The organism is Mesorhizobium sp. Root102 (assembly GCF_001425625.1).
Classification (GTDB): Bacteria; Pseudomonadota; Alphaproteobacteria; order Rhizobiales; family Rhizobiaceae; genus Mesorhizobium.
On sequence record NZ_LMCP01000012.1, the window covers coordinates 196,918 to 223,794 of the forward strand.

Consider the following 26,877-nt stretch of genomic DNA (forward strand, 5'->3'; position numbering starts at 1 on the left):
TACTATGCTGCCAGATCGCGCAGCACGTATTGCAGGATGCCGCCGTTCTTGAAGTAGTCGAGCTCGTCCAGCGTATCGATGCGGCAGATGATCGGCACGTTCTTCACCGTGCCGTCGCCATAGGTGACCTTGGCGATCATCGTCTGGCGCGGCTTGATCGTGCTCAGTCCGTCGATCTCGACCAGCTCATCGCCCTTGAGATTGAGCGTGGCCCATGACGTGCCGTCCTCGAAGACGAAGGGGATGACGCCCATGCCGACCAGGTTCGAGCGGTGGATGCGCTCGAAGGACTGGGCGATGACCGCGCGGACGCCAAGGAGATTCGTTCCCTTGGCCGCCCAGTCGCGCGACGAGCCGTTGCCGTATTCGACGCCGGCGAAGATCACCAGCGGCACGCCTTCCTTCTTGTATTCCATCGCCGCGTCGTAGATCGATTCCTCTTCCTTCGACGGGTAGTGGATGGTGTAGCCACCCTCGCGGCCGTTCTCGCCCAGCATGTGGTTGCGGATGCGGATATTGGCGAAGGTGCCGCGCATCATCACCTCGTGATTGCCGCGCCGCGTGCCGTACTGGTTGAAGTCGGCGACGCCGACGCCGTGGTCGGTGAGGTATTGACCAGCCGGCGAGGCCGCCTTGATCGATCCGGCCGGCGAGATGTGGTCGGTGGTGATCTTGTCGCCGAACAGGCCGAGCACGCGGGCGCCCTTGATATCGCCGATCTTGCCGAAACCAGCGGTCATGCCGGCGAAATAGGGCGGGTTCTGCACATAGGTCGAATTGTCGTCCCAGGCATAGGTCTGGCCTTCCGGCGCCTGGACCTTCTGCCAGTGTTCGTCACCCTTGAAGACGTCGGCATATTTGCGGGCGAACAGCTCGCGGGTGACGTTCTTCTCGATGAACTCCTGGATCTCGGCCGAGCTTGGCCAGATATCCTTGAGGTAGACCGGATTGCCGTTCTTGTCCTCGCCGAGCGGCTCTGTCGTGAGGTCCTTGGTGACGGTGCCAGCCAGCGCGTGCGCGACGACCAGCGGCGGCGACGCCAGGTAGTTCGCCTGCACGTCTGGCGAGACACGGCCTTCGAAGTTGCGGTTGCCGGAGAGCACCGCGGCGGCAATCAAGCCCTTGTCGTTGATGGTCTTGGAGATCGGCGCCGGCAGCGGCCCGGAATTGCCGATGCAGGTGGTGCAGCCGAAGCCGACCAGGTTGAAGCCGATCTGATCGAGTTCTTTCTGCAGGCCGGATTTCTCCAGATATTCGGCCACCACCTGGCTGCCCGGTGCCAGCGAGGTCTTCACCCATGGCTTCTGCTTGAGGCCGAGGCGGTTGGCGTTGCGCGCCAGGAGGCCGGCGCCGATCAGCACGCTCGGGTTCGAGGTGTTGGTGCAGGAGGTGATGGCGGCAATGACGACATCGCCGTGACCGAGATCATGGTCGGTGCCTTCGACGGCGTAGCGCTGGTGAATTTCGGCGGCCTTCTTGTATTCGGTCTCCATCGCCTTGGCGAAGCCTTCCGGAATGCCTTCTAGGGCGACGCGGCCTTCGGGCCGTTTGGGGCCGGCCATCGATGGCACGACGGAGCCAAGTTCCAGCTCGAGCAGATCGGTGAAGACAGGGTCGGCCGAGCCGGTGTCGCGCCACATGCCTTGCGCCTTGGCATAGGCCTCGACCAGCGCAATGCGGTCCTCGCTGCGACCGGACATTGTGAGGTAGCGGATGGTTTCCGAGTCGACCGGGAAGAAGCCGCAGGTGGCACCATATTCAGGCGCCATGTTGCCGATGGTGGCGCGATCGGCCAGCGTCATGTTGGAGAGGCCGGGTCCAAAGAACTCGACGAACTTGCCGACGACACCCTTCTTGCGCAGCATCTGGGTGACGGTGAGCACGAGGTCGGTGGCGGTGACGCCTTCCTTGAGCTTGCCGGTCAGGCGGAAGCCGATGACTTCCGGCAAAAGCATGGAGACGGGCTGGCCGAGCATGGCCGCCTCGGCCTCGATGCCGCCGACGCCCCAGCCGAGCACGCCAAGGCCGTTGATCATAGTGGTGTGCGAATCGGTGCCGACGCAGGTGTCGGGATAGGCGGTGGTTTCGCCGTCCTCGGTGTTGGTCCACACCACCTGGCCGAGATATTCGAGGTTGACCTGGTGGCAGATGCCGGTGCCGGGCGGCACGACGCGGAAGTTGCGGAACGCCTGCTGGCCCCATTTCAGGAATTTGTAGCGTTCCTCGTTGCGCTCGTATTCGAGTTCGACATTGCGGGCGAAGGCCATCGGCGTGCCGAATTCATCGACGATGACGGAATGGTCGATGACGAGGTCGACGGGCACCAGCGGGTTGATCTTCTGCGGGTCGCCGCCGAGCGAGGCCATGGCGTCGCGCATGGCGGCAAGGTCGACCACGGCAGGAACGCCGGTAAAATCCTGCATCAGCACGCGGGCCGGGCGATAGGCGATCTCGACGCCCGCGGTGCCCTTGTCGGTCAGCCAGCCGGCCACCGCCTGGATCGATTCCTTGGTGACGGAGCGGCCGTCCTCGTTGCGCAGCAGGTTCTCCAGGAGCACCTTCATCGAATAGGGCAGCTGGGCGATGCCGGTAAGGCCGTTCTTCTCGGCCTCGATGAGGTCGAAATAGGCATACTCGGTGCCGCTTGCGGTCAGCGTGCGGCGGCAATTGAAACTGTCGAGGGATTTTGACACGTGCGATCCTTGTCTGTTCAGCCTGAAAGGGAACGGACGCCGATGGCATGCAATCACGCGCAAAGGTGCGGGTACGGCCATTTCCGCTGTCCGTTCCCAAGCAACCCGAGCCGTTCTAGGCGGCGCGTGCGCTGGTTCGGCGCTAATTATGTTCCCGTGCCGACCGCTGGCACGGATGCACCGCATATAGAGAATTTTCTGGAATAGTTCTAGACAGTTGCAAAGCAATTTTGTGCGATGCGGCAGCTGCCGCGACACATGGTTTTCAGGGCAGGCGAGGGATGCGGCTGATCGCCGAAAATCTGGGCGGCGAACGCGGCGGCGACACGGTGTTTTCCGACATCGGCTTTGCCTTGGAGGAGGGTCAGGCGCTCGTCGTCACCGGGCCGAACGGATCAGGCAAGTCGACCTTGCTGCGGGTCATCGCCGGGCTGCTTCCGGTGGCGGAAGGCAGCGTGAAGATCGAAGGCGGCGGTGAAGCGTTTCCGTCGGTCGCGTCGGCCTGTCACTATCTCGGCCACCAGAACGCGATGAAGCCAGCGCTCAGCGTCGCGGAGAACCTGCGCTTCTGGCGAGACTTCAACGGTGATGGACAGCTCGGCGTCGAAGAGGGACTTGAAACGGTCGGGCTTGGCGGCATTGGCCACCTGCCGTTCGGCTATCTGTCGACCGGGCAGCGACGCCGCGCGGCGATCGCCAAGCTTCTGGTCAGCCACCGGCCATTATGGCTGGTCGACGAGCCGACGGCGGGGCTGGACAAGGCTTCGGAAGGGCGGTTCGCGGGGTTGATGGCGAGACATTGCGCGGAAGGCGGGATGATTGTCGCGGCGACGCATCTGCCGCTTGGGTTGGATGGGGCGAAGGGGTTGGTGATGGGGGAACTCCTGCCTCAACAAGGGACCGCATCCTAATGTGGGCCCTCTTCCTGCGCGACATCCGCCTCAACATCCGTGCCGGCGGCGGGGCGCTGACCGGCGTGATTTTCTTCCTCGCGGTCATTGCCACCATCCCGTTCGGTGTCGGGCCGGACCTGAAGCTGCTGGCTCGCATCGGGCCGGCAATCCTGTGGATCGGCGCGCTGCTGTCTTGTCTGCTTGGGCTCGACCGGCTGTTCCAGGCCGACCGCGAGGACGGCTCGCTCGACCTGCTGGTGCTCGGCAATGACCGCCATATGCTGGCGCTGACGGTGCTGACGAAATGCCTGGCGCATTGGGCGGGCAGCGTGCTGCCGCTGGTCATCGCGGCTCCCTTGCTAGGCCTGCTCATGAACATGGAGCCGCTCGGCATCGGCGCCACGGCGCTGACCCTTCTGGTCGGCACGCCGGCAATCACCTTCATCGGCGCCGCCGGTGCCGCGGTGGCGGTGGCCCTGCCGCGTGGCGGGCTGCTGATCTCGGTGCTGGTGCTGCCGCTGACCATCCCGGTGCTGATCTTCGGCGTTTCGGCGAGCTATGGCGCCACTGCCAATCCCGATCCGTTTCTGCAGCCCTTCCTCATTCTTGCCGCGCTGACCTTGTTTCTTGCCGTGCTGGGTCCGGTCTCGGCGGCGCTGGCGTTGCGCCATGGCACGGATTGAAGCGGCGGCATGAGCGCGAAGGCCGCGGCGCGGCGACCGATTGCGAAGCCGACGAGGCGAGGCTAAGGGAAGGCATGTTTAGACGGGGTGAAACGATCGGTTTGGAAAGCCGCACCTTGGCGGGGCCTGTCGCATGAGCGCGCACGCACTTTACGTGACCGCCGCCTATGGCATCACCGCCGTGGTGCTGATCGGGCTGATCGGCTGGATTCTGCTCGACCAGCGGGCGCGCAAGCGCGAACTCGCCGAACTGGAAGCGGCTGGCGTGCGACGGCGCTCCGACAAGGCGGCCAAGCCATGAATGCCGAAACGGAAACGCCGACGCCACCCTCGCGTCGCCTGTTCGTGCTTTTGCCGCTGTTGATCTTCCTCGGCCTGGCCGGACTGTTCCTGTCGCAGCTGTTGTCGGGGCGCGATGTTTCGGAAGTGCCGTCGGCTCTGATCGGCCTGCCGGCGCCGCAAACCAACCTGCCGGCGCTGGAGGGCTCAAATCTGCCGGGACTCGATTCGAAATCCTTCGCCGGCAAGGTCACATTGGTCAACGTCTTCGCGTCGTGGTGCGCGCCCTGCCGCGAAGAGCACCCGGTGCTGCTGGCGCTGTCGCAGGACAAGCGTTTCTCCATGGCGGCGTTGAATTACAAGGACCGGCCGGAAAACGCCCGCCGATTCCTCGGCGATCTCGGCAATCCGTTCCAGGCGATAGGCGTCGACGAAGCCGGCCGCACGGCGATTGACTGGGGTGTTTATGGCGTGCCGGAAACCTTCGTCATCGGCAAGGACGGCAAGATCGCCTACAAGCATGTCGGTCCGCTGACGCCCGAGACGGCGAGAGATCTCTTGCTGCCACAGATCGATAAGGCACTGGCGGCACGTTGATATTCAGATGATGCCGGCGTGCGAACGGCGGCTTCCTGCGCCACCGTTCTCGACTCGGCCTGACCTGAGTCTCAACGCACCTTGGCGGCGCGTGTCACGAGATTTGAGATCAGCCGTATATCTGCTTGTGGACCTGGTAGAGCATTTCCGAGCGGTCGGCGCGCATGTCGGCCAGATCGCGGCTGGAAAAGCTGTCGATTTCGGCGACAAGGCGGTTGTAGTGCTTGCGCTTGGCAATGCTGTTGCGAGCGCGGGTCATGAGACTGTCGAGGATCATAGCAAGGTTCCTTTTGACGCCGCATTTCGGCGGCCGTTTCTTCCTCCCTTGATCGATACGAAGCATGACATAGTAATGATGCGTCGCAAAAAGAAGATGTTGCAATGCACCATTGCGCTGGACGCATAGCCGGTTAATGCGGCGCTGACATCATGCGCGGCGCCGGCAAGCGATCTGTCTTTGTTGTGCTTTTTGTATGACACTGTGCGGACCCACATTGCCTTCTGCCTCGCCGGCTGGCTTGATCCGGTGTCATTGATGCCGGGAGGAAAAGCATGGCAGCTGCAGACTACTATGAAATTCTCGATCCACGCTTCGCGCGCCTTTTCAACGGCAATGCGCAGGTCGAGAAGCTGTTCACCGGATGCCAGTGGGCGGAAGGCCCGGCCTGGTTCGCCGCCGGCCGCTATGTCGTCTGGTCTGATATCCCCAACAACCGCATGCTGCGCTACGACGAGACCGACGGCAATGTCAGCGTCTTCCGTCAGCCATCCGGCAACTCCAACGGCAACACTGTCGACCGCCAGGGCCGGCTGGTCACCTGCGAGCATTCCGGCCGCCGCGTCAGCCGCACCGAGTTCGACGGCTCGGTCACCACCATCGCCGCCAAATGGAAGGGCAAACGGCTGAATTCGCCCAACGACGCGGTGGTGAAGTCGGACGGCTCGATCTGGTTCACCGATCCGAGCTACGGCATCGATACCGACTATGAAGGCGACAAGGCCGAGAGCGAAATCGGCGCCTGCCATGTCTACCGGGTCGATCCCGGCACCGGCGAGGTCGAAGCCGTCATCACCGACATGGTCAGACCCAACGGGCTCGCCTTCTCGCTCGACGAGAGCAAGCTCTATGTCGTCGACACCGGCCGCACGCATGGGGCGCAGAATCCGGCGCATATGCGGGTGTTCAATGTCGGCAAGGGCGGCAAGAAGGTCTCTGGCGAAAAAATCTTCGCCGACTGCACGGCGGGCCTGTTCGACGGCTTCCGGCTCGACGAGGACGGACGCATCTGGACCAGTGCGGCCGACGGCATCCATTGCTACGATCCGGACGGCACGCTGATCGGCAAGGTCAAGGTGCCGGAAGTGACCGCCAATTGCGTGTTCGGCGGCAACAAGCTGAATTGCCTCTACATCGCCGGCACTACGTCGCTCTACATGGTGCGGCTGATGGTCAACGGCGCCAAGACATACTGAGACCAGAGCACTGGCGACCGTTCGACAGTTTCGTCGAAGCGGGTCGCGAACACGAACATCCCGGGAGGACAAAGAATGCCATTCGTCAACATCCGCATCGTCAAGGAAGTGATCGCCGCCGATCCGGCTGGCAAGAAGGCGGATATCGCCAAAAAGGTCACGGCGGCCATCATGGACGCCACCGGCCTCGGCAATGACGATGTCTGGGTGGTTTTCGAGGAGGTCAATGCCCGCGACTGGTATGTCGGCAAGACCGACGTGGAGACGCTGAGAAAGGGGTAGGCGCTTCTTCCTTCTCCCGCAAGCAAGGGAGAAAAGCAGAACGCCGATGCCCAGCCTCAGCGCGAGTGGATAAACCCGGCGAAGGCGGCCAGCGCATCATGCAGTGCCAGCCGGTTATCCGGCTCGGCCAGGATGGCCTCCACATCAGGCGGCTTCTTGCCGAGCAGGGCGATCTCCAGCACATCGTCGCAAAGCGAGAACGACATGGTGCGCATGATCTCGGTCAGTGCGGCGCGGGCAAACAGCGAGCGCGGCGAGGCGTGCACCAGCATGGCGGGCTTGGCGACAGCGGCGTCGCGCGAGACCAGCCAGTCGAGCCCGTTCTTCAGCCCGCCCGGCACGCCATGGGCATATTCCGGACAGGAGATGATCACGCCGTCGGCTTGGGTGACGGCATCGATCAGCGCGGAGGCTTCGAGCGGCGTCCGCTCGCCTTCATCGTCGGGATTGAAGATCGGCAGACGCCCGAGCCCGTCATAGACAGTGACGCGGCAGCCGGGCGGCGCGTTGCGCGCCAGTGCGGCGATCAGCGCCGAATTGGTGGAGGCCGCCCGCAGGCTACCGGAGATGGCAAGGATGTTCAGCAAGGTATGGAACCGGTCAGGACGAATCGACGCCCCGAAAGCCTACCACATCGTCTTCCTGTATTCGTCGTCGAGCCAGCGGTCGGTCGACTCGGCGGAATCGGCAACAACCAGCTGGTCACGCAGGATCTGGCCGAGCGTCGGCAGCGTCGCGCGGTCGCACCAGGTTTCCGGCTTCCACAGATCGGAACGCATGAAGGCCTTGGCGCAATGCATGTAGGCGGCCTTGACGCCGACCACGATAACGCTTTGCGGTTCCTTGCCGTCGACGGCGAGCCGCTCGCGTAAATTTGCATCGACGGTTATGCGGGCCTCGCCGTTGACACGCAGCGTCTCGTTCATGCCGGGAATGAGGAAGAGCAGCCCGATCGAGGGATTAACGAGGATATTTTCCAGCGTGTCGAGCCGGTTGTTGCCGGGCCGGTCTGGGATGGCGATGGTGGTGTCGTCGAGCACGGCGGCAAAGCCCGGTTTGTCGCCCTTCGGCGTCACGTCGGCATTGCCGTCGCCGTCGGACGAGCCGATCAGCACGAACGGGCTTTTGCCGATGAAGGAACGGCAATGGCCGTCGAGCGCCTTCAATTCCTTGCGGATCGAGCCGTCGGTCGGCCGCGGCGTCTTGTAGATCGTCCTCAGCTGATCGTGCGTGGTGACGAATTCCATGGCCCCCTCCCTACTTGCCTATTTCCCGGCCTTCTCTTCTTTCCCTGTCTTGTCGTCGAGCGAGTGGCGCAGGATCAGCGGCATCTGGCTGAAGGTGAACAGGAGCGTGATCGGCATGATGCCCCAGACCTTGAAGGTAACCCAGGCGTCGGTGGAAAAATTCCGCCACACCACTTCATTGGCAAGAGCCAAGAACAGGAAGAACAGGCCCCAGCGGAACGTCAGCTTGCGCCAGCCTTCGGCGTCGAGGCTGAAGGCCGAATCGAAGACATAGCCAAGCAGCGACTTGCCGAAGTAGAGGCCACCGAGCAGGACGCCGCCGAACAGCGTGTTGACGATGGTCGGCTTCATCTTGATGAAGATGTCGTCCTGCAGATAGAGCGTCAGCGCACCGAAGATGAAGACGACGACGCCCGACACCATCGGCATGATCGGCAAGGTGCGCATCAAAAGCCATGAAGCGATCAGCGCGATGGCCGTGGCGGCCATGAACAGGCCGGTGGCGACGAAGATCGGACCGCCGAATTCGGCCAGGGCGGGGAATTTCTGCACCAGCCATCCACCGCGCGCATTGGCGAAGAAGAACACCATCAACGGCCCCAGTTCCAGCACCAGCTTGAGCAGCGGATTGACGCCTTCCTTCTTCTGTTTTTGCGGGTCCGACGGATCGCGTTCGAGAATGGGTGGGTTCATGGAATCTCTTTCTTACGCATGATCCGATCCAAAAAGTCTGCAACTTTTTGGGACATGCTTGCTACGCCACTCCAGCGATCGCCCTGGCGAATTCGCTTGCTGAGAACGGTTCGAGGTCGTCGACCTGTTCGCCGACGCCGATGAAATAGACCGGCAGTTTGTGCTTTGCCGCGATCGCCACCAGAATACCGCCGCGCGCCGTGCCGTCCAGCTTGGTCATCACCAGGCCGTTGACGCCGGCAATATTGCGGAAGATCTCGACCTGGTTGAGCGCGTTCTGGCCGGTGGTGGCGTCGACCGTCTGCAGCACGGTGTGCGGTGCTTCCGGATCGAGCTTGCCGAGCACGCGAACGATCTTTTCGAGTTCGGCCATCAGTTCGGTCTTGTTTTGCAGGCGGCCGGCAGTGTCGATGATCAGCACGTCGGAGCCGGCTTCCCTGGCCTTCTCGAAGGCGTCATAGGCCAGCCCTGCGGCATCGGCGCCGATCTTGGAGGCGATCACAGGCGATTTCGTCCGCTCGCCCCAGATCTTCAGCTGCTCGATCGCGGCAGCGCGGAACGTATCGCCGGCGGCGAGCATCACCGACAGGCCGCCATCGGTGAGCTTGGCTGCCAGCTTGCCGATGGTGGTGGTCTTGCCGGTGCCGTTGACGCCGACCACCAGGATGACATGCGGCTTGTGCGAGAGATCGAGCTCCAGCGGCATGGCGACGTGGGTCAGCACCTTTTCCACCTCGGCCGCCATGATGGCGCGAACCTCGGTGTCCGAGACATCCTTGCCGTAGCGGCTGGCGGCCAGCGCATCGGTGACGCGCAAGGCGGTTTCCATGCCGAGATCGGCGCGGATCAGCACATCCTCGAGGTCCTGCAGCGTCTCCTCGTCCAACTTGCGCTTGGTGAAGACGCCGGCAATGTTGCCGGTGAGTTCCTTGGATGAACGGGCAAGCCCGTCCTTCATGCGCTGGAACCATGAACGCCTCGGCGCCGGTTCCGGCGCCTTCTGCGGCTCGGCTTTCTGCTCGACCTTCTTGGTGACGGTCACCTTACCGGGAGCGGGTTTCGGCGGAGGTTGAGGAACGGCCTGCGGTTCGGGCGCGATCTCGGCCATGACCGGCTGTGCTTCAACAGGCGACGGCTGGCGAATGGGCGCGAGGACTTCGGCTGGCGGGGCTTCGGGCCGCGTGGGCTCTACCTCCCCCTCGATGGGGGCGTTCTCGAGCGCAACTCGGCGGTGGGGGCGACTGGCGTCGGCGCTGTCACCCCACCCCGCCGCTTCGCGTCGACCCTCCCCATCGAGGGGATGGTGGGGCGTCGGCGTGGCCTGCGGTTCAGGCGCGATCTCGGCGAGGATCGGCTGCGGTTCTACCGGTGGAGGCTGGCGAATAGGGGCTGGGATTTCCGCCGGTGGAATCTCGGGTTCCGGCTTTGCCGGTGGAGCCTCGACCGGCGGCGCCGGCACTTCGACAGGCGCAGGTTCTGGCTGCTTTTCCGGGCGTGACGGGACGATCTCCGGCTCCGTCGGCGCAGGTGGCGGTACTTCTTGCGGCTGCGGTTCCGGAGCAGGCTCCGGAACAGCGGGTGGTATTGGTATCTCCTCGGGCGCCGGCGGCTCGGCAGGCGTCTCTGGCTCGGGCTCTTCTTCCGGCTCGGGCTCGGGCAGAGGTTCCGGCTGGGAGGGAACAGTCGGCTCCGGTGCTGGCGGTATGGTCGGTGCCGGCTCGGGCGCAGGTTCCTCGACGGGCGCCGGTTCCGGCGCAGGAATTACCTCCGGCTCGACCACCGGCGTCGGCGTCGTTTCCGCCTCGGGCCGCGGCTCGTCGCGCTTCAAGAACTCCGGAACGACCTGCTCGGCCGCAGGCTTCAGCGCATCGAGCGCTTCCCATTTGATCGGCGGCAGCGGGGCGGTCTCGTCGATTCGCTCCTCGACCACCTCTTTCTTGCCGAACGAAAATATCTTCTTGAAAAAACCAGCCATGCTTTGCGTTCTCAGGCGGCGCGGGCGGCAAGGGGCGCCGCGATCAGCCTGCTGCCATCATGGCCGGATATATCAGCCTCGATGATCTCACCCGGTGCGCCCGTGCCGAGTGCGGCAAGCGTAAAACCCTCGGTGCGGCCAAGGCCGTCGCGTTCGATCAGGATCGACTGACGCGTACCGGTGAGCGACGACAGATGCCTGGTATACGCAGCCTCACCGGCGACGCGCAGCCGGGCGGCGCGCTGCTTGACCACCTCGCGGCGGAGCTGCGGCATGCGCGCGGCGGGCGTGCCTTCGCGTGGGCTGAACGGGAAGACGTGGAGATGGGTCAGGCCACACTCCTCAACGATTTTTTCCGAGTTCTCGAACATCTCGTCGGTTTCGGTCGGGAAGCCGGCGATGATGTCGGCGCCGAAGACAATGCCGGGGCGCAGCTTGCGAACATCCTCGCAGAAGCGGATCGACTGATCGCGCAGATGGCGGCGCTTCATCCGCTTCAGGATCATGTCGTCGCCCGATTGCAGCGACAGATGCAGATGCGGCATCAGCCGCGGCTCGGTGGCAATCGTGTCGAGCAGATCGTCGTCGGCCTCGATCGAATCGATGGAAGACAGCCGCAGGCGCTTCACATCGGGCACCTGCTTCAGGATCGTCTTTACCAGCCTGCCAAGCTTCGGCGTGCCGGGAAGGTCGGCCCCAAAACTGGTCATGTCGACGCCGGTCAGCACGATCTCGGCATAGCCGTTTCCGGCGAGCCGCTTGACCTGCTCGACCACGGCGCCCATCGGCACCGAACGCGAATTGCCGCGGCCATAGGGAATGATGCAGAAGGTGCAGCGGTGGTCGCAGCCGTTTTGCACCTGGACGAAGGCGCGTGCCCGGCCCTCGATGGCGTCGACCATATGGCCCGCCGTCTCACGCACGGAAAAGATGTCGTTGACGCGTGCCTTCTCGGTGTCGTTGACGCCGAAATCCGGCAGTGCGCGATAGGAGTTGGCCTTCAGCTTCTCCTCATTGCCAAGCACGAGATCGACCTCGTCCATGGCGGCGAATTTTTCAGGCTCGGTCTGCGCGGCGCAGCCGGTGACGATGATGCGCGCCCGCGGGTTGTCGCGGCGCGCCTTGCGGATCGCCTGTTTGGCCTGGCGCACCGCCTCGCCGGTGACGGCGCAGGTGTTGAAGATCACGGCGCCGCCTTCCAGCGCGCCGAGACCGGCGGTTTCAGCCTCGCGACGCATCACCTGCGATTCATAGGTGTTCAGCCGGCAGCCGAAGGTCACCACATCGATGCCCCCGGAGATTGGGCCCTTGGTGAGAGCGGACATCAGGCCGCGCTTTCGGTGTCGCGGGCCCATGTTCCGGTCGACGGATCGAATCTGCCGGAAAATTCCCATTCGGCGGCGCCGGTGAGGATGACGTGGTCATCGTCGCGCCATTCGACATGCAGCGTGCCGCCGCCGGGGGTCAACAGGCTGACGCTGCGGCCGGTCCGGTTGGTGCGAGCCGCGGCAACCACGGCGGCACAGGAGGCTGAGCCACAGGCCTTGGTCAGGCCGGCGCCACGCTCCCAGGTGCGGATGACCATGGTCTCGGGCGAGGTGACCTGAGCGATGGTTATGTTGGCGCGCTCGGGGAACATCGGGTGGTTCTCGAGCAGCGGGCCGAAGCGGTCGAGCTCATAGGACCAGACGTCGTTGTCGACCCAGAAGATGGCGTGCGGATTGCCCATCGAGACGACAGAGGGCGAATGCAGCACCGGCGCGTCGATCGGGCCTATCTGCAGTTCGATCATGCGGGTGTCGCGGAATTCCTCGGCCAGCGGAATGTCCCGCCAGCCGAAACGCGGCGTGCCCATGTCGATCGAGATCGACCCGTCGGCATGTTCGCGTGCGTTGAGGATGCCGGCAACGGTCTCGAAGGTGAAGGTCTTCTGGCCGGTCTCGGCGGCAAGCGCCTGGACGACGCAGCGCATGCCGTTGCCGCAGGCTTGCGCGCCGGTTCCGTCGGAATTCAAGATGTCGATGAAAAAGGCGGTGCCCGGCGTCCTGGCATCGTGGATCGCCATGATCTGGTCGAAGCTGGTGGCGGCATCGGCGTTCAGCGCGATCGCCGCCGCCGCGGTCACCCGATCGGCACGGCTACGCATGTCGGCAACGATGATCTCATTGCCGATGCCGTTCATCTTGGCGAAAGGGGCAGTGCTGGCCATTGCTCCGAAAATTCCGTGTCCGTTTGGCGCTATATGGCGGAAACGGGCAGGAATTACCAGTGCGCAGCCGCTTAGTCGCGGCGAAGGCGCCGGACTTACGTGACGGCGAAGATGCCCAGCACCACCAGCAGGAAGATGACCAGGACGATGCCGATGAGGATGCGCGCGCCGGTGGCGGCAGCGCCTGCCAGAGCCGGCATGCCGAGCAGGCTCGCCGCCGCGGCGACGATGAGGAGAATGATGATCCATTTGAGCATGGGAATGCCTCGCAAAGCGACTGATCTTGAAAACGCATGAAAACGCGGCTGCCGCGCTTGGGTTCCCGTCGGGCTGCGAGGCCGATAGCCGGGCTAACCTAGCCGGCGATCTCGATATCGGTCGTGAAGGGCGCCGTCTTGCTCGAATTCTCGTCATGCATGAGGAAGTCGCAGCGGTATTTGCCGGCCGGCAGGCCGTCGAGGGAGAGATCCAGCTTGAAGAACAGTTCGCGGTTGTGCGAGCGGGACGCGACCTGGACGCGTCCGACCTTCTCACTCGTACCGAGCGTCTCGCCGGCCGCGGAAACCACCGTGATGTCGACGGAAAGCGCGATCATGCTGTTACCGAGGCCGTCCGAGCCGTAGCCATAGCCAATGGGCTCCATGTACAGCACGATCTTCTCGCCGGGCTTGTAGATGTGATTGGCACGCTCGCTGTAGATGCCGAAACCGCTTGCGGAATCGACTTGTTTGACGTTCTGGACGGCCAGCGGCATCGCTTGCCAAAAGGCTTCCTCGACGCCGCGGAATTTGTCCAGCGCGCCGGCGCCGTTGCCCGATTGCAGCAGCTTTTCGGCTTCCGCGGCGCGATCGCTGATTTCGCCTGCGAAAGCGCACGGCGTCGAGATCGCCAACGCCGTCAGAACTGCCATGATTGATTTCATCTGTATTCCCCTTTGCCTGCTGGGGGCGGACCATCTGCGAAAATGACCGGGCCGTAAATGGCCAATCAGACGTCAGCCGCGTCCGATCTCAGGCACGGTCCAGACCTCGCCGGGCCGCAAGGCGCGAAAGCGTTCGCGCGGGACACCTTGATCCTCGAGCGCCTCGGTCAATTTCCGCGCCGGCTCGTCGATCGGTTCGTCGGTGAGCTGGAAGGTGCCCCAGTGGCAGCCGGCGGCGAAAGCGGCGTTGCACAGCGTCATGCCTTGCACCGCTTCCTTCGGGTTTTGGTGCTGCGGCGCCATGAACCAGCGCGGTTCATAGGCGCCGATCGGCAGGATGGCGAAGCGGAAACCGCCATGTTTCTCAGCCATCAGCCGGTAGTTGATGCCATTGTGGAAGCCGGTGTCACCGGCGAAATAAAGCTTGCTATCACGCGTTTCGATGACGAAACCGGCCCACAGCGCCATGCGCCGGTCGCGGGTGCCACGCGCCGACCAGTGATGCACCGGTTCGACATGGACGGCGACTCCATTGCCCACCTCGATCCTGTCGCCCCAGTCATGGGCCGACAGCCGCATGCCGGGAACCGCATTGCCGATCAGGGCATCGTTGCCGAGCGGGGTGAGCACCAGCGGGTCGTGGCCGGCCTTCAGCCGCTTCAGCGTGGCGAGGTCGAGATGGTCGTAATGATTGTGGCTGACCAGCACGAGGTCGATCGGCGGCAGGTCGGCAAAGGCGATGCCTGGCGGATTGATGCGTTTTGGCCCAGTGAAGGAAAGCGGCGACGCGCGCAGCGACCACACTGGGTCGGTGAGGATGTTCAGACCGGCCGTCTGGATCAGCAAGGTGGAATGGCCGACCATCGTCACATCCAGCGCCGCGCCCTCGATCTTCGCGGCCGGTTTTGCCTGCGGAAAGGGGCTTGGATTGGTCGCCGGCCATTTCGAGCGCTTGCCATTCAACTGCCATTTCAGCAGGTCGGCGAAACGGCCTGGCGGCTGGCCGTCGGGATTGAAGAACAAGGTGCCGTCGAAATGGCCGCTGGGCGGGCCGCTGTAGTAGCGATTGGCGGCTTTCTTTCTCGCGGCCAATTTTGCGGCTCCAGGAGGGTTTCGTCTCCCTGACATAGGGGCTGTGCCGACGCACGCAAGCTTCTGACTGCGGGAATGCCAGGGCAGCACCGTGCCGACTGGGATCGGAGGGCGACGCGCGACGGGCGGCCCATGCCATCGCGATTGCGATAAATTTGCAACAAATCTTGCCGCAAACCGTATTTTAACCATATCGGGTTGAAATTTCGCCACCTTCTCCATCTTGGTGGAGGTGAGATTGTGCGGACGGCTTCCCCCCAGCCGGATCCGACGGAGGTTGGAATGACTTTTTCGAAAACCGGTCTGGTGGCCGTATCGCTGGCCGCGCTCGTTGCGAGCGGCTGTTCAACCTCACGTTTCTCGTCGATGGATGATCAGCAGCCTGCACCGCTGGAGGCCGCCCCCGCCGGCAAGGTGACCGCGAACCAGTTGCCGCCGCCGGCATCGCCCGGCACCACCGACCCGTCGCAATTCCCCACCGCGCCGGCGAACACGCAGGTCGCCTCGCTGCCGCCGGACGGCGCGGCGCCGGCCGGCGCTTCGGACGTGACCGCCGCCAGCGTCGCCGGTGTCTGGAACGTCAGCGTTTCCGGCCAGAGCTGCAAGGTGGCGACACCGCAGACCAAATTCGGCGCCGGCTTCCGTGCCGGGCCGCTGCATTGCCCGGCACCGATCGACGGCATCAAGTCATGGAACGTCGCCGGCAAGCAGTTGACGCTCTATGACGAGAGTGGCGGTGCGCTGGCGCGACTCTATTCCTCGGGCGGCTCGAAATTCGACGGCCAGACTTCCAACGGCCAGCCGATTTCGCTTACAAGGTAGGCCAGTCCTTCCGAATGCATGTCGCCCAGAAGAAGTGGCCCCGGTTGTGGGACAGCGACATGCATAAAAACAAATGACGTGACCGATGCATCTGCGTGACGGCCTCCAGACCCATGCGACCGTCAGGCAGCGCTACAACCATCTGGTGGAAACCGGCGCGATCGAACGCGATCCGGCGCAGGAGCGGATCGCGGCTGCGCTCGATCGGCTGATCGATGAGATCTCGGCCAAACGGCTGGCGCACAAGTCGAGTGCGCTGGGCTGGCTGTTTGCCCGCAAGCGCGAGACGCATGAGGGCGTCAAGGGCCTTTACATCCATGGCGGCGTCGGCCGTGGCAAGACCATGCTGATGGACATGTTCTTCGACTTGCTGCCGGTGCGGCGCAAGCGCCGCGTCCACTTCAACGACTTCATGGCCGACGTGCAGGACCGTATCCAGAAGCACCGGCAGGCGCGCAAGAATGGCGACGTGAAGGAAGACGATCCGATTCCGCCGGTGGCCAAGGCGCTTGCCGAGGAGGCCTGGGTGCTGTGCTTCGACGAGTTCTCGGTCACCGACATTGCCGACGCGATGATCCTGTCGCGATTGTTTTCGGCGCTGTTTGCCGGCGGCGTGGTGCTGGTCGCCACCTCGAACGTGGCGCCGGAAAATCTTTACGGCGATGGGCTGAACCGCCAGCTTTTCCGGCCGTTCATTGGCATTCTGGAGCGGCATGCACAGGTGTTGGCGCTCGATGCCGACAAGGACTACCGGGTGGAGAAGCTCGCCCGCACGCCGGTCTATGTCACGCCGGCCGATGCGGCGGCCGACCAGGTGCTCGACGAGGCCTGGCAAGCCATGACGCGCGGGGCGCCAGAGGCGCAGACGTCGCTGGCGCTCAAAGGCCGGCACGTGATCGTGCCGCAAGCGGCCGGTGACGCGGCGCGGTTCTCCTTCGCCGATCTCTGCGAAAAGCCGCTCGGAGCCCGCGATTTCCTGGCGATCGCCGGGCGCTTTTCGACTGTCTTCATCGACCATATCCCGGTGCTCGGCGAAGGCAAGCGCAACGAGGCCAAGCGTTTCATCCTTCTGATCGACACGCTCTACGACCATCACGTTCGGCTGGTGGTGAGTGCCGAAGCGCCGCCACCGCAGCTTTATGTGGCCAAGCGCGGCGTCGAGGTCTTCGAATTCGAGCGCACGGCATCGCGGCTGATCGAGATGCAGAGCCGCGACTGGCTGGAGGATTGGGCCGAGCGGCAGAAGGTGAAGGCGGCGCCAGAAGCGCAGCAGGCGCAGGCTTAGGCTCAGAGAGCACTCCGCTCCCACTTGCAACGTCAGCGATTGGCGAAAGCCGAGATGACGGCCGATCTCCCCCCCTCGTGGGGAAGATGTCCGGCGGGACAGAGCGGGGCGCGAAGGGGGGCGCTGTCCCGCTGACGTCTTCAACTCACATCCTCGGCCACCCACATCACAAGGACGTCATCGCCCGCTTCCAGCCTTACGATTTCCATCTTCATTGTGTAAATTCTCTCAATTCAACTTACAAACTTTGACGTTTACGTAAATCCCAATCACTCTAACCGATTGAAAATGCTGGCTTCGAAATAATCGTTTGAATTTATCCTGCACCAACGCTATTGGGTGCGGCGAAAATTCGCGGTTTCCCCGCAGCATTCCGGCCTCTTCCTCGACGCCGTATGGCGCCGTTACCGACAAAGGGAAAACATCCTCACATGGCACGCAACAAGATAGCGCTCATCGGCTCTGGCATGATTGGCGGCACGCTCGCCCACATGATCGGCCTCAAGGACCTCGGCGACGTGGTGCTGTTCGATATTGCCGAGGGTACCCCGCAGGGCAAGGGGCTCGATATAGCGCAGTCGTCGCCGGTCGATGGCTTCGACAGCCGCCTCACCGGCGTCAACGACTATGCCGGCATCGAGGGTGCCGATGTCTGCATCGTCACCGCCGGCGTGCCGCGCAAGCCGGGCATGAGCCGCGACGACCTTTTGGGCATCAACCTCAAGGTCATGGAACAGGTAGGCGCCGGCCTGAAGAAATACGCGCCGAAGGCCTTCGTCATCTGCATCACCAATCCGCTCGACGCCATGGTTTGGGCGCTGCAGAAGTTTTCCGGCCTGCCCAAGAGCCATGTCGTCGGCATGGCCGGCGTGCTCGACAGCGCGCGCTTCCGCTATTTCCTGGCCGAGGAATTCAAGGTCTCGGTCGAGGATGTCACCGCCTTCGTGCTCGGCGGCCACGGCGATTCCATGGTGCCGATGATCCGTTATTCGACGGTTTCCGGCATTCCGCTGCCCGACCTCATCAAGATGGGCTGGACCTCGAAGGAAAAGCTCGACCAGATCGTGCAGCGCACCCGTGATGGCGGCGCCGAGATCGTCGGCCTGCTCAAGACCGGCTCGGCCTACTATGCGCCGGCCGCCTCGGCGATCCAGATGGCTGAAGCCTATCTCAAGGACAAGAAGCGCGTGCTGCCGTGCGCCGCGTATCTCTCCGGCCAGTATGGCGTCAAGAACACCTATGTCGGCGTTCCCGTGGTGATCGGCGCCGGCGGCGTCGAACGCATCATCGAGATCGACCTCAACAAGAGCGAGCAGAAGATGTTCGACAGTTCGGTGGCGACGGTGCAGGGCCTGACCGAGGCCTGCGTCAAGATCGCGCCGCAGCTGGCCTCGAAGTGAACCGGAGCAAATCCAGATGAACATCCATGAGTATCAGGGCAAGGCGCTGCTGAAGTCTTTCGGCGCGCCGGTGGCCGAAGGCGTGCCGGTGTTCAAGGCGAGCGAGGCGGAAGCCGCGGCACAAGCGCTGCCCGGCCCGCTCTATGTTGTGAAGAGCCAGATCCATGCCGGTGGCCGCGGCAAGGGCAAATTCAAGGAGCTTGGCCCGGACGCCAAGGGCGGTGTGCGGCTGGCCAAGTCGGTGGCCGATGTTGTCGCCAACGCCAACGAGATGCTTGGCAACACGCTGGTGACCAAGCAGACCGGCCCGGCCGGCAAGCAGGTCAACCGCCTCTACATCGAGGACGGTGCCGACATCGAACGCGAGCTCTATCTGTCGATCCTGGTCGATCGCTCGGTCGGCCGTGTTGCCTTCGTCGTCTCGACCGAGGGCGGTATGGATATCGAGGCGGTCGCTCATGACACGCCAGAAAAGATCATCACCGTCGCCATTGATCCGGAAAAGGGCGTCACCGCAGCCGATCTGAAGGCGCTCAACGGCGCTCTGAAGCTCGACGGCAATGCCGCCAAGGACGGCGATGCGCTGTTCCCGATTCTCTACAAGGCGTTCGTCGAGAAGGACATGAGCCTGCTCGAGGTCAACCCGCTAATCGTCATGAAGAACGGCCGGCTGCGCGTGCTCGACGCAAAAGTGTCGTTCGATAACAACGCGCTGTTCCGCCACCCCGACGTGCTCGAACTGCGCGACACCACCGAAGAGGACGAGAAGGAGATCGAGGCGTCGAAATACGACCTCGCCTATGTCGCGCTCGACGGCAATATCGGCTGCATGGTCAACGGCGCCGGCCTTGCCATGGCGACGATGGACATCATCAAGCTCTATGGCGCCGAACCCGCCAACTTTCTCGATGTCGGCGGTGGCGCGTCGAAGGAGAAGGTGACGGCCGCGTTCAAGATCATCACCAAGGATCCGGCGGTCAAGGGCATCCTGATCAACATTTTTGGCGGCATCATGAAGTGCGACATCATTGCCGAGGGCGTCATTGCCGCGGTCAAGGAAGTCGGTCTGAAAGTGCCGCTGGTGGTGCGCCTGGAAGGCACCAATGCCGAGCTCGGCAAGAAGATCATCAACGATAGCGGCCTCAACGTGGTGTCGGCCGATGATCTCGACGACGCGGCCAAGAAGATCGTGGCGGCGGTGAAGGGCTGATCTGGTGCCTCCGCACAAGATAAACCTGGTCGAGGCGGCGGATCAGAAGATCAAGAAGGTCTTCGATCCGCATATCGCCGGCGACGTCAACGATTCTCAGGTCAAGATCGCCAAGTTCGGCGACGTCTTCGACTGGCATGCGCATGACAATGAGGACGAAGCCTTCCTCGTGCTGCGCGGGCGCATCGCCATCGATTTTCGCGACGGCACGGTGGAACTCTCGAGCGGCGAGTTCATCGTCGTGCCGCGCGCCGTCGAGCATCGGCCGCGCTCGCTCAGCGAAGAGCCTGTCGTGCTGATGTTCGAGCCGGCGACGACGCTCAACACCGGCAACGCCAAGAGCGACCTCACCGTCGCCGATCTGAAGCGGCTCTGACCATGACCGCACAGCCTTCCTCGATCAACGGCTTTTAGAAAAGGGCTCACATGTCCATCCTCGTCGACAAGAACACCAAGGTGCTGGTGCAGGGCCTGACAGGCAAGACCGGCACGTTCCACACCGAGCAGGCGCTGGCCTATCACGGCACGAAAATGGTCGGCGGCATCCACCCGAAGAAGGGTGGCGAGACGTGGGCCGGCTCGAAGGGCGAGAGCCTGCCGATCTTCGCCACCGTCGCCGAGGGCAAGGAAAAAACCGGCGCCAACGCTTCGGTCGTCTATGTGCCGCCGGCGGGTGCCGCCGAAGCCATCCTCGAAGCGATCGAGGCCGAGATCCCGCTAATCATCTGCATCACCGAAGGCATACCGGTGATGGACATGATCAAGGTCAAGGCGCGGCTCGACCGCTCGACCTCGCGGCTGATCGGCCCTAACTGCCCGGGCGTGCTCACCCCCAATGAATGCAAGATCGGCATCATGCCCGGAAACATCTTCCGCAAGGGTTCGGTCGGCGTTGTTTCGCGCTCGGGAACACTTACCTATGAGGCCGTGTTCCAGACCACCAATGTCGGCCTCGGCCAGACCACCGCCGTCGGAATTGGCGGCGACCCCGTCAAAGGCACCGAGTTCATCGACGTGCTCGAGATGTTCCTCGCCGATGACGAGACCAAGTCGATCATCATGATCGGCGAGATCGGCGGTTCGGCCGAGGAAGACGCCGCGCAGTTCCTCAAGGACGAAGCCAAGCGTGGCCGCAAGAAGCCGATGGCCGGCTTCATCGCCGGGCGCACAGCGCCGGCCGGCCGTACCATGGGTCATGCGGGCGCGGTGATTTCGGGCGGCAAGGGCGGCGCGGAAGACAAGATCGCGGCGATGGAATCGGCTGGAATCAAGGTATCGCCCTCGCCGGCAAGGCTGGGCACGACCTTGGTCGAGGCGATCAAGGGTTAAAGTGAGTAGCGAGTAATGAATAGCGAATAGGGAAAAAAGAGTAGCGGCGCGACCACAGGGAAAATTCCTATTCGCTACTCACTATTCGCTCTGACAAGGAGACGGAGCCAGGCTCCGCGGACAAAAATGGCAAGACAAGATCAGGCCAACGACCAGTTTTCGCTCACCTCTTTCCTTTATGGCGGCAACGCCGATTACATCGATGCGCTCTACGCCGCCTATGAGGACGATCCAGCCTCGGTCAATCCCGAATGGCAGGAGTTCTTCGCCGGGCTGAAGGACGACGCCGGCGATGTGCGCAAGAACGCCAAGGGCGCCTCCTGGGCGAAGCCCTCCTGGCCGCTGCAGGCCAATGGCGAACTGGTGTCGGCGCTCGACGGCAATTGGGGCATCGTCGAGAAGCATCTGGAAAAGAAGGTCAAGGACAAGGCGGTTACCAACGGCATCGTCCTCTCCGATGCCGACGTGCACCAGGCGACGCGCGATTCCGTGCGCGCCATCATGATGATCCGCGCCTACCGCATGCGCGGCCATCTGCACGCCAATCTCGACCCGCTCGGCATCGCCAAGCCGCTCGAGGACTACAACGAGCTGTCGCCGGAAAACTACGGCTTCACCGAAGCCGATTACGACCGGCCGATCTTCCTCGACAATGTGCTCGGACTCGAATTCGGCAGCATCCGGCAGATGCTGGAAATCCTGACGCGCACCTATTGCTCGACGCTCGGCGTCGAGTTCATGCATATTTCCGATCCCGAGGAAAAGGCCTGGATCCAGGCGCGCATCGAGGGCGCCGACAAGGAGATCACCTTCACCGCCACCGGCAAGAAGGCGATCCTGCAGAAGCTGGTCGAGGCCGAAGGCTTCGAGCAGTTCATCGACGTCAAGTACAAGGGCACCAAGCGCTTCGGCCTCGATGGCAGTGAAGCGCTGATCCCGGCGCTGGAGCAGATCGTCAAGCGCGGCGGCCAGCTCGGCATGAAGGAGATCGTGCTGGGCATGGCGCATCGCGGCCGGCTGAACGTGCTCTCCCAGGTGATGGCCAAGCCGCACCGCGCCATCTTCCATGAGTTCAAGGGCGGCTCTGCCGCACCCGACGAGGTCGAGGGCTCGGGCGACGTCAAGTACCATCTCGGCGCCTCGTCGGACCGCGAATTCGACGGCAACAAGGTGCATCTGTCCTTGACCGCAAATCCCTCGCATCTGGAAATCGTCGATCCGGTGGTGATGGGCAAGGCGCGCGCCAAGCAGGATTATCTGTTCGGCCGCAGCCGCGAGGAAATCGTGCCGCTGGAAGAGCGCGCCAAGGTGCTGCCGCTGCTGCTGCACGGCGATGCCGCCTTTGCCGGCCAGGGCGTGATTGCCGAGATCCTCGGCCTGTCGGGCCTGCGCGGCCACCGCGTCGCCGGCACGCTGCATTTCATCATCAACAACCAGATCGGCTTCACCACCAATCCGCGCTTCTCGCGCTCGTCGCCATATCCGTCCGACGTCGCCAAGATGATCGAGGCGCCGATCTTCCACGTCAATGGCGACGACCCGGAAGCCGTGGTGCACGCCACCAAGGTGGCGATCGAATTCCGCATGAAGTTCCACAAGCCTGTTGTGGTCGACATGTTCTGCTACCGCCGCTTCGGCCACAATGAGGGCGACGAACCAGCCTTCACCCAGCCGATCATGTATCGCAACATCCGCACCCACAAGACGACGGTGCAGATCTATGCCGACCGCCTGATTGCCGAAGGCCACATCACCCAGGCCGAGTTCGACCAGATGAAGGCCGACTGGCGCGCGCATCTCGAATCCGAATGGGAAGTCGGCCAGCACTACAAGCCCAACAAGGCCGACTGGCTCGACGGCGCCTGGTCTGGCCTGCGCACGGCCGACAACCAGGACGAACAGCGGCGCGGCAAGACCGCCGTGCCGGTCAAGACGCTGAAGGAAATCGGCAAGAAGCTGACCGAGGTGCCGAAGGATTTCGAGGCGCACAAGACGATCATCCGCTTCCTCGAGAACCGCCGCCAGGCGATCGAGTCGGGCGAAGGCATCGACTGGTCGACGGCCGAGGCGCTGGCCTTCGGCGCCATCCTGCTCGACGGCAATCCGATCCGCCTGTCGGGGCAGGATTCCGAACGCGGCACCTTCTCGCAGCGCCATTCCGTGCTCTACGACCAGCGCGACGAGACCCGCTACATCCCGCTCAACAATCTCTCGGCCGCTCAGGCCGGCTATGAAGTCATCAACTCGATGCTGTCGGAAGAGGCGGTGCTCGGCTTCGAGTATGGCTACAGCCTGGCCGAGCCGAAGGCACTGACACTGTGGGAAGCGCAGTTCGGCGACTTCGCCAACGGCGCCCAGGTGGTGTTCGACCAGTTCATCTCCAGCGGAGAACGCAAGTGGCTCAGAATGTCGGGCCTCGTCTGTCTCTTGCCGCATGGCTATGAAGGCCAGGGTCCGGAACATTCCTCGGCCCGGCTCGAACGCTTCCTGCAGCTTTGCGCCGAAGACAACATGCAAGTGGCCAACTGCACGACGCCGGCCAACTACTTCCACATCCTGCGCCGGCAGCTGAAGCGAGACTTCCGCAAGCCGCTGATCCTGATGACGCCGAAGTCGTTGCTGCGCCACAAGCGGGCGGTGTCGACGCTGCCGGAAATTTCGGGCGAAAGCTCGTTCCACCGTCTGCTGTGGGACGACGCCCAGCTGCTCCCCAACCAGGCGATCAAGCTCACCAAGGATTCAAAGATCCGCCGCGTCGTGCTGTGCTCGGGCAAGGTCTATTACGACCTTTACGAGGAGCGCGAGAAGCGCGGCATCAACGACATCTATCTGCTGCGCGTCGAACAGCTCTATCCGTTCCCGGCCAAGGCGCTGATCACCGAACTGTCGCGCTTCCGCAATGCCGAGATGGTCTGGTGCCAGGAGGAGCCCAAGAACATGGGCGCCTGGTCGTTCATCGACCCCTATCTGGAATGGGTGCTGGCGCATATCGACGCCAAGCATCAGCGGGTGCGCTACACTGGCCGTCCGGCGGCCGCCTCGCCGGCGACCGGACTGATGTCGAAGCATCTCGCCCAACTCGCCGCCTTGCTTGAAGACGCGCTTGGTGAATAGAACAGAACTCGGCTGACAAAACAGAACCGACAAGAAACGGACAGGCACAATGGCTACCGAAATCCGCGTTCCCACTCTCGGCGAATCCGTCACCGAAGCGACCATCGGCAAATGGTTCAAGAAGGTTGGCGACGCGATCGCCGCCGACGAGCCACTGGTCGAACTCGAGACCGACAAGGTGACGGTTGAAGTGCCCGCCGCCGCCGCGGGTATCCTTTCGGAGATCGCGGTCAAGGAAGGCGAGACTGTCGGCGTCGGCGCTTTGCTGGGGTCGATTTCGGCAGGTGGCGCGGCCGCCGCTCCCGCGACCAAGCCGCAAGCGGTATCGCAGGCCTCGTCGCCGGATGCGGCATCGACCGGCAAGCAGGCCGCGGCCGAGACCGCCAAGATTGCCGGCGACGCCGGCGCGGTCGAGCCGCGCAGCATGCCGCCGGCGCCAGCCGCGGCCAAGCTGATCGCCGAAAGCAATCTCTCGGTCGACCAGGTTTCCGGTTCCGGCAAGCGCGGCCAGGTGCTGAAGGGCGACGTGCTCGACGCCATCTCCAAGGGCGCGCCGTCGCAGCCGGCCGAGACGCCCAAAGCCGCGCCGGCACCTGCATCGGTTGCCGTCCGCGCACCGTCCTCGGGCGACGATGCGTCGCGCGAGGAGCGCGTGCGCATGACCAAATTGCGACAGACCATCGCGCGCCGCCTCAAGGAAGCGCAGTCGACCGCCGCCATGCTGACCACTTTCAACGAGGTCGACATGTCAGCGGTGATGGCGCTGCGGACCAAGTACAAGGACGTGTTCGAGAAGAAGCACGGCGTGAAGCTCGGCTTCATGGGCTTCTTCACCAAGGCCGTCACCCACGCGTTGAAGGAAATCCCCTCGGTCAATGCCGAGATCGACGGCACCGACATCATCTTCAAGAACTACGCCCATATCGGCGTCGCCGTCGGTACCGAAAAGGGCCTCGTCGTGCCGGTCGTGCGCGATGCCGACCAGATGTCGATCGCCGAGATCGAGAAGGACATCGGCCGGCTGGGCATCGCCGCGCGTGACGGCAAGCTGTCGGTCGCCGACATGCAGGGCGGGACGTTCACGATTTCCAACGGCGGCGTTTACGGCTCGCTGATGTCGACGCCGATCCTCAATGCGCCGCAGTCGGGCATTCTGGGCATGCACAAGATCCAGGACCGGCCTGTGGTGGTCGGCGGGCAGATCGTGATCCGGCCGATGATGTATCTGGCGCTCAGCTACGATCACCGCATCGTCGACGGCAAGGAAGCGGTGACCTTCCTGGTCCGCGTCAAGGAAAGCCTGGAGGATCCGGAGCGGCTGGTGCTCGATCTCTAAGGTTGGTGCTGATCCGGCTGTTGGAATGCGTGCCGGAAGAAGGGATCTGTGCGGCAGGATGACGACCCGTTCCCTTGGCTTTTCCAGGCTGCTTTCGACGGCATCGATCGTTGTTGGCGCGATGCTGGCCGCGACCGGCGCCTTTGCTGCCTGCCCGATCGAGCTTGCCGTCTATGGCGACGCCCAGAGCGGCAGCGAGATCGATTTCACGCCGACCGGCACCTCGGCGACCGTCACCAACACCTTCCGCATGATCCTCGACAACAATGTGGTGCTGAACGGCATCGTCATGTGGAACGAGGGCGTGTCGCGGCCGAACGGCGCGCTGATGTCCAAATGCCCCGAGGGCGACGTCACCGGCGAGGAGCTTGCCGCCTGTACGCCCTGGCACGGCGTCATCTACACGTCGGATGACAAGGGCAACATCGGGCTGCTGCCGGCCGAAGGCGTCGAGGCGCCGAAGATGCTGATCCTGCCGGACCTCGGCCCGTCGCTGCGGCAGTCCAGCGCCTATGGCGGCATCGGATTTTCGAAAGTGCCGTGGGATGTGTTTGCCTTGAAGGGATGCCAGGAATGAGCGGGACCCAAAAGGTGTTGCTGGTCACCGGCGGCAGCCGCGGCATCGGCGCCGCGATCTGCCGGCTCGGGTCGAAGGCAGGCTATCGCGTCGCGGTAAACTACGCTTCGAACCAGGACGCCGCCAATGCACTGGTCGCCGAGATCAAGGCCGCCGGGGGCGAGGCCTTTGCCGTCAAGGGCGATGTCGGCGCTGAGTCCGATGTCGTGGCCATGTTCGAGGCTGTCGACAGCGCCTATGGCCGGCTCGACGCCTTCGTCAACAATGCCGGCATCGTCGACGTCAAGGCGCGCGTCGACGAAATGGATGTCGCGCGGCTGGAGCGCATGATGCGCATCAATGTGGTCGGCTCGTTCCTCTGCGCCCGTGAGGCGGTGAAGCGCATGTCGACCCGTTATGGCGGGTCGGGCGGATCGATCGTCAACATCTCGTCGGCGGCAGCGACATTGGGCTCGCCGGGCGAGTATGTCGACTATGCCGCCTCCAAGGGCGCCATCGATACGTTCACCATCGGGCTCGCCCGCGAGGTGGCGCTGGAAGGCATCCGCGTCAATGCGGTGCGGCCAGGCATCATCGACACGGACATCCACGCCTCCGGCGGGCAGCCGGAGCGGGTAGAGCGGTTTCGCGACCTGCTGCCGATGAAAAGAGCGGGCAAGGCTGATGAAGTCGCGGGCGCGGTTCTCTATCTTCTCTCCGACGCCGCGTCCTATACGACGGGCGCGATCCTGAATGTAAGCGGCGGCCGCTGAGCCCCAATCAAGAA

The 26,877-nt window shown here is 63.5% G+C and carries 27 protein-coding genes; 16 read left to right on the top strand and 11 right to left on the bottom strand.

The features are described from left to right. Positions 1-2: 2 nt before the first annotated feature. Positions 3-2,693: an aconitate hydratase AcnA gene (acnA, locus tag ASD12_RS12115; RefSeq protein ID WP_056585704.1), complete on the bottom strand. Its 2,691-nt coding sequence runs from the start codon at positions 2,691-2,693 to the stop codon at positions 3-5. Between the two features lie 281 nt (positions 2,694-2,974). Between acnA and ccmA the strand changes: the two genes are divergently transcribed. The 4 genes from ccmA (at position 2,975) to ASD12_RS12135 (ending at position 5,145) form a co-directional block, all read left to right on the top strand. Beyond that, positions 2,975-3,604, top strand: a complete 630-nt coding sequence (gene ccmA / locus ASD12_RS12120) for a heme ABC exporter ATP-binding protein CcmA (RefSeq protein ID WP_056585706.1) — start codon at positions 2,975-2,977, stop codon at positions 3,602-3,604. Next, positions 3,604-4,269: a heme exporter protein CcmB gene (gene ccmB, locus ASD12_RS12125; protein ID WP_056585709.1), complete on the top strand. Its 666-nt coding sequence runs from the start codon at positions 3,604-3,606 to the stop codon at positions 4,267-4,269. Before ccmA ends, ccmB begins: the two co-directional genes overlap by 1 nt. 133 nt (positions 4,270-4,402) lie before the next feature. Next, on the top strand, positions 4,403-4,570 hold the full coding sequence (gene ccmD / locus ASD12_RS12130) for a heme exporter protein CcmD (protein ID WP_056585711.1): 168 nt from the start codon (positions 4,403-4,405) through the stop codon (positions 4,568-4,570). Further along, on the top strand, positions 4,567-5,145 hold the full coding sequence (locus ASD12_RS12135) for a DsbE family thiol:disulfide interchange protein (protein WP_056585713.1): 579 nt from the start codon (positions 4,567-4,569) through the stop codon (positions 5,143-5,145). Before ccmD ends, ASD12_RS12135 begins: the two co-directional genes overlap by 4 nt. Before the next feature lie 109 nt (positions 5,146-5,254). Here the strand turns inward: ASD12_RS12135 and ASD12_RS34845 are convergent, their stop codons facing one another. After that, positions 5,255-5,422, bottom strand: coding sequence for a hypothetical protein (locus ASD12_RS34845; RefSeq protein ID WP_081738754.1), 168 nt, complete (start codon positions 5,420-5,422; stop codon positions 5,255-5,257). A gap of 275 nt (positions 5,423-5,697) precedes the next feature. On the opposite strand from ASD12_RS34845, the gene ASD12_RS12140 reads away from it, so the two are divergent. Together ASD12_RS12140 and ASD12_RS12145 are read left to right on the top strand one after the other, a co-directional pair. Further along, entirely contained in the window at positions 5,698-6,618 is a 921-nt protein-coding gene (locus ASD12_RS12140; protein WP_056585715.1) for an SMP-30/gluconolactonase/LRE family protein, read from the top strand. A gap of 75 nt (positions 6,619-6,693) precedes the next feature. Next, positions 6,694-6,900 (top strand): 4-oxalocrotonate tautomerase family protein, encoded by a 207-nt coding sequence (locus tag ASD12_RS12145; protein ID WP_013892236.1) that lies wholly within the window; start codon positions 6,694-6,696, stop codon positions 6,898-6,900. 56 nt (positions 6,901-6,956) lie between these two features. On the opposite strand, the gene ASD12_RS12150 is transcribed toward ASD12_RS12145, so the two are convergent. From ASD12_RS12150 to ASD12_RS12185, 9 genes are all read right to left on the bottom strand, one after another. After that, positions 6,957-7,487, bottom strand: a complete 531-nt coding sequence (locus ASD12_RS12150; RefSeq protein WP_056585717.1) for an NADPH-dependent FMN reductase — start codon at positions 7,485-7,487, stop codon at positions 6,957-6,959. Positions 7,488-7,526: 39 nt separating this feature from the next. Then, positions 7,527-8,147 carry a pyridoxamine 5'-phosphate oxidase family protein gene (locus ASD12_RS12155; RefSeq protein WP_056585719.1) on the bottom strand — a complete coding sequence of 207 codons (621 nt, stop codon included), beginning with the start codon at positions 8,145-8,147 and terminating at the stop codon, positions 7,527-7,529. Between the two features lie 18 nt (positions 8,148-8,165). Beyond that, positions 8,166-8,840, bottom strand: a complete 675-nt coding sequence (locus ASD12_RS12160; protein WP_056585721.1) for a septation protein A — start codon at positions 8,838-8,840, stop codon at positions 8,166-8,168. A 61-nt stretch (positions 8,841-8,901) separates the two neighbouring features. Beyond that, the gene (ftsY, locus tag ASD12_RS12165) at positions 8,902-10,815 is read right to left on the bottom strand and encodes a signal recognition particle-docking protein FtsY (protein WP_056585723.1); all 1,914 of its coding nucleotides are present in this window, start codon (positions 10,813-10,815) and stop codon (positions 8,902-8,904) included. 11 nt (positions 10,816-10,826) lie between these two features. After that, entirely contained in the window at positions 10,827-12,140 is a 1,314-nt protein-coding gene (mtaB, locus tag ASD12_RS12170; protein ID WP_056585725.1) for a tRNA (N(6)-L-threonylcarbamoyladenosine(37)-C(2))-methylthiotransferase MtaB, read from the bottom strand. After that, positions 12,140-13,024 carry a diaminopimelate epimerase gene (gene dapF, locus ASD12_RS12175; RefSeq protein ID WP_056585727.1) on the bottom strand — a complete coding sequence of 295 codons (885 nt, stop codon included), beginning with the start codon at positions 13,022-13,024 and terminating at the stop codon, positions 12,140-12,142. Before dapF ends, mtaB begins: the two co-directional genes overlap by 1 nt. Positions 13,025-13,119: 95 nt before the next feature. Beyond that, a complete protein-coding gene (locus ASD12_RS33040; RefSeq protein ID WP_082525393.1) occupies positions 13,120-13,281 on the bottom strand; it encodes a DUF1328 family protein in 162 nt (53 codons plus the stop codon). A 98-nt stretch (positions 13,282-13,379) separates the two neighbouring features. Then, positions 13,380-13,934 (bottom strand): hypothetical protein, encoded by a 555-nt coding sequence (locus ASD12_RS12180; protein WP_244482827.1) that lies wholly within the window; start codon positions 13,932-13,934, stop codon positions 13,380-13,382. 84 nt (positions 13,935-14,018) lie between these two features. Next, a complete protein-coding gene (locus ASD12_RS12185) occupies positions 14,019-15,038 on the bottom strand; it encodes an MBL fold metallo-hydrolase (RefSeq protein ID WP_082525394.1) in 1,020 nt (339 codons plus the stop codon). A 282-nt stretch (positions 15,039-15,320) separates the two neighbouring features. Between ASD12_RS12185 and ASD12_RS12190 the strand changes: the two genes are divergently transcribed. The 10 genes from ASD12_RS12190 (at position 15,321) to ASD12_RS12235 (ending at position 26,863) form a co-directional block, all read left to right on the top strand. Beyond that, positions 15,321-15,860, top strand: a complete 540-nt coding sequence (locus tag ASD12_RS12190; RefSeq protein WP_056585733.1) for a protease inhibitor Inh/omp19 family protein — start codon at positions 15,321-15,323, stop codon at positions 15,858-15,860. Between the two features lie 85 nt (positions 15,861-15,945). Beyond that, the gene (gene zapE, locus ASD12_RS12195; protein ID WP_056585736.1) at positions 15,946-17,145 is read left to right on the top strand and encodes a cell division protein ZapE; all 1,200 of its coding nucleotides are present in this window, start codon (positions 15,946-15,948) and stop codon (positions 17,143-17,145) included. 431 nt (positions 17,146-17,576) lie between these two features. Beyond that, a complete protein-coding gene (mdh, locus tag ASD12_RS12200; RefSeq protein WP_056585738.1) occupies positions 17,577-18,545 on the top strand; it encodes a malate dehydrogenase in 969 nt (322 codons plus the stop codon). Positions 18,546-18,561: 16 nt separating this feature from the next. After that, positions 18,562-19,755 carry an ADP-forming succinate--CoA ligase subunit beta gene (gene sucC, locus ASD12_RS12205; protein ID WP_056585740.1) on the top strand — a complete coding sequence of 398 codons (1,194 nt, stop codon included), beginning with the start codon at positions 18,562-18,564 and terminating at the stop codon, positions 19,753-19,755. A gap of 4 nt (positions 19,756-19,759) precedes the next feature. After that, the gene (locus ASD12_RS12210; RefSeq protein WP_056585742.1) at positions 19,760-20,131 is read left to right on the top strand and encodes a cupin domain-containing protein; all 372 of its coding nucleotides are present in this window, start codon (positions 19,760-19,762) and stop codon (positions 20,129-20,131) included. A gap of 50 nt (positions 20,132-20,181) precedes the next feature. Then, positions 20,182-21,084 carry a succinate--CoA ligase subunit alpha gene (gene sucD, locus ASD12_RS12215; RefSeq protein WP_056585744.1) on the top strand — a complete coding sequence of 301 codons (903 nt, stop codon included), beginning with the start codon at positions 20,182-20,184 and terminating at the stop codon, positions 21,082-21,084. 126 nt (positions 21,085-21,210) lie between these two features. Continuing rightward, entirely contained in the window at positions 21,211-24,198 is a 2,988-nt protein-coding gene (locus ASD12_RS12220) for a 2-oxoglutarate dehydrogenase E1 component (protein ID WP_056585746.1), read from the top strand. A 49-nt stretch (positions 24,199-24,247) separates the two neighbouring features. Beyond that, positions 24,248-25,534 (top strand): 2-oxoglutarate dehydrogenase complex dihydrolipoyllysine-residue succinyltransferase, encoded by a 1,287-nt coding sequence (gene odhB, locus ASD12_RS12225; RefSeq protein WP_056585748.1) that lies wholly within the window; start codon positions 24,248-24,250, stop codon positions 25,532-25,534. A gap of 58 nt (positions 25,535-25,592) precedes the next feature. Next, complete coding sequence (locus tag ASD12_RS12230) at positions 25,593-26,111, top strand: hypothetical protein (protein ID WP_056585750.1); 519 nt, start codon at positions 25,593-25,595, stop codon at positions 26,109-26,111. Beyond that, positions 26,108-26,863 (top strand): SDR family oxidoreductase, encoded by a 756-nt coding sequence (locus ASD12_RS12235; RefSeq protein ID WP_056585752.1) that lies wholly within the window; start codon positions 26,108-26,110, stop codon positions 26,861-26,863. The genes ASD12_RS12230 and ASD12_RS12235 overlap by 4 nt, the downstream gene beginning before the upstream one ends. The last annotated feature ends 14 nt before the right edge of the window (positions 26,864-26,877 follow it).

Excerpts from the sequence above, each read along its gene's own strand:
- ccmA (WP_056585706.1), top strand. The coding sequence starts at position 2,975 with ATGCGGCTGATCGCCGAAAATCTGGGCGGCGAACGCGGCGGCGACACG.
- ccmB (WP_056585709.1), top strand. The coding sequence starts at position 3,604 with ATGTGGGCCCTCTTCCTGCGCGACATCCGCCTCAACATCCGTGCCGGC.
- ccmD (WP_056585711.1), top strand. The coding sequence starts at position 4,403 with ATGAGCGCGCACGCACTTTACGTGACCGCCGCCTATGGCATCACCGCC.
- ASD12_RS12135 (WP_056585713.1), top strand. The coding sequence starts at position 4,567 with ATGAATGCCGAAACGGAAACGCCGACGCCACCCTCGCGTCGCCTGTTC.
- ASD12_RS34845 (WP_081738754.1), bottom strand. The coding sequence starts at position 5,422 with ATGATCCTCGACAGTCTCATGACCCGCGCTCGCAACAGCATTGCCAAG.
- ASD12_RS12140 (WP_056585715.1), top strand. The coding sequence starts at position 5,698 with ATGGCAGCTGCAGACTACTATGAAATTCTCGATCCACGCTTCGCGCGC.
- ASD12_RS12145 (WP_013892236.1), top strand. The coding sequence starts at position 6,694 with ATGCCATTCGTCAACATCCGCATCGTCAAGGAAGTGATCGCCGCCGAT.
- ASD12_RS12155 (WP_056585719.1), bottom strand. The coding sequence starts at position 8,147 with ATGGAATTCGTCACCACGCACGATCAGCTGAGGACGATCTACAAGACG.
- ASD12_RS12160 (WP_056585721.1), bottom strand. The coding sequence starts at position 8,840 with ATGAACCCACCCATTCTCGAACGCGATCCGTCGGACCCGCAAAAACAG.
- ftsY (WP_056585723.1), bottom strand. The coding sequence starts at position 10,815 with ATGGCTGGTTTTTTCAAGAAGATATTTTCGTTCGGCAAGAAAGAGGTG.
- mtaB (WP_056585725.1), bottom strand. The coding sequence starts at position 12,140 with ATGTCCGCTCTCACCAAGGGCCCAATCTCCGGGGGCATCGATGTGGTG.
- dapF (WP_056585727.1), bottom strand. The coding sequence starts at position 13,024 with ATGGCCAGCACTGCCCCTTTCGCCAAGATGAACGGCATCGGCAATGAG.
- ASD12_RS33040 (WP_082525393.1), bottom strand. The coding sequence starts at position 13,281 with ATGCTCAAATGGATCATCATTCTCCTCATCGTCGCCGCGGCGGCGAGC.
- ASD12_RS12180 (WP_244482827.1), bottom strand. The coding sequence starts at position 13,934 with ATGGCAGTTCTGACGGCGTTGGCGATCTCGACGCCGTGCGCTTTCGCA.
- ASD12_RS12190 (WP_056585733.1), top strand. The coding sequence starts at position 15,321 with ATGACTTTTTCGAAAACCGGTCTGGTGGCCGTATCGCTGGCCGCGCTC.
- zapE (WP_056585736.1), top strand. The coding sequence starts at position 15,946 with ATGCATCTGCGTGACGGCCTCCAGACCCATGCGACCGTCAGGCAGCGC.
- mdh (WP_056585738.1), top strand. The coding sequence starts at position 17,577 with ATGGCACGCAACAAGATAGCGCTCATCGGCTCTGGCATGATTGGCGGC.
- sucC (WP_056585740.1), top strand. The coding sequence starts at position 18,562 with ATGAACATCCATGAGTATCAGGGCAAGGCGCTGCTGAAGTCTTTCGGC.
- sucD (WP_056585744.1), top strand. The coding sequence starts at position 20,182 with ATGTCCATCCTCGTCGACAAGAACACCAAGGTGCTGGTGCAGGGCCTG.
- ASD12_RS12220 (WP_056585746.1), top strand. The coding sequence starts at position 21,211 with ATGGCAAGACAAGATCAGGCCAACGACCAGTTTTCGCTCACCTCTTTC.
- odhB (WP_056585748.1), top strand. The coding sequence starts at position 24,248 with ATGGCTACCGAAATCCGCGTTCCCACTCTCGGCGAATCCGTCACCGAA.
- ASD12_RS12230 (WP_056585750.1), top strand. The coding sequence starts at position 25,593 with ATGACGACCCGTTCCCTTGGCTTTTCCAGGCTGCTTTCGACGGCATCG.
- ASD12_RS12235 (WP_056585752.1), top strand. The coding sequence starts at position 26,108 with ATGAGCGGGACCCAAAAGGTGTTGCTGGTCACCGGCGGCAGCCGCGGC.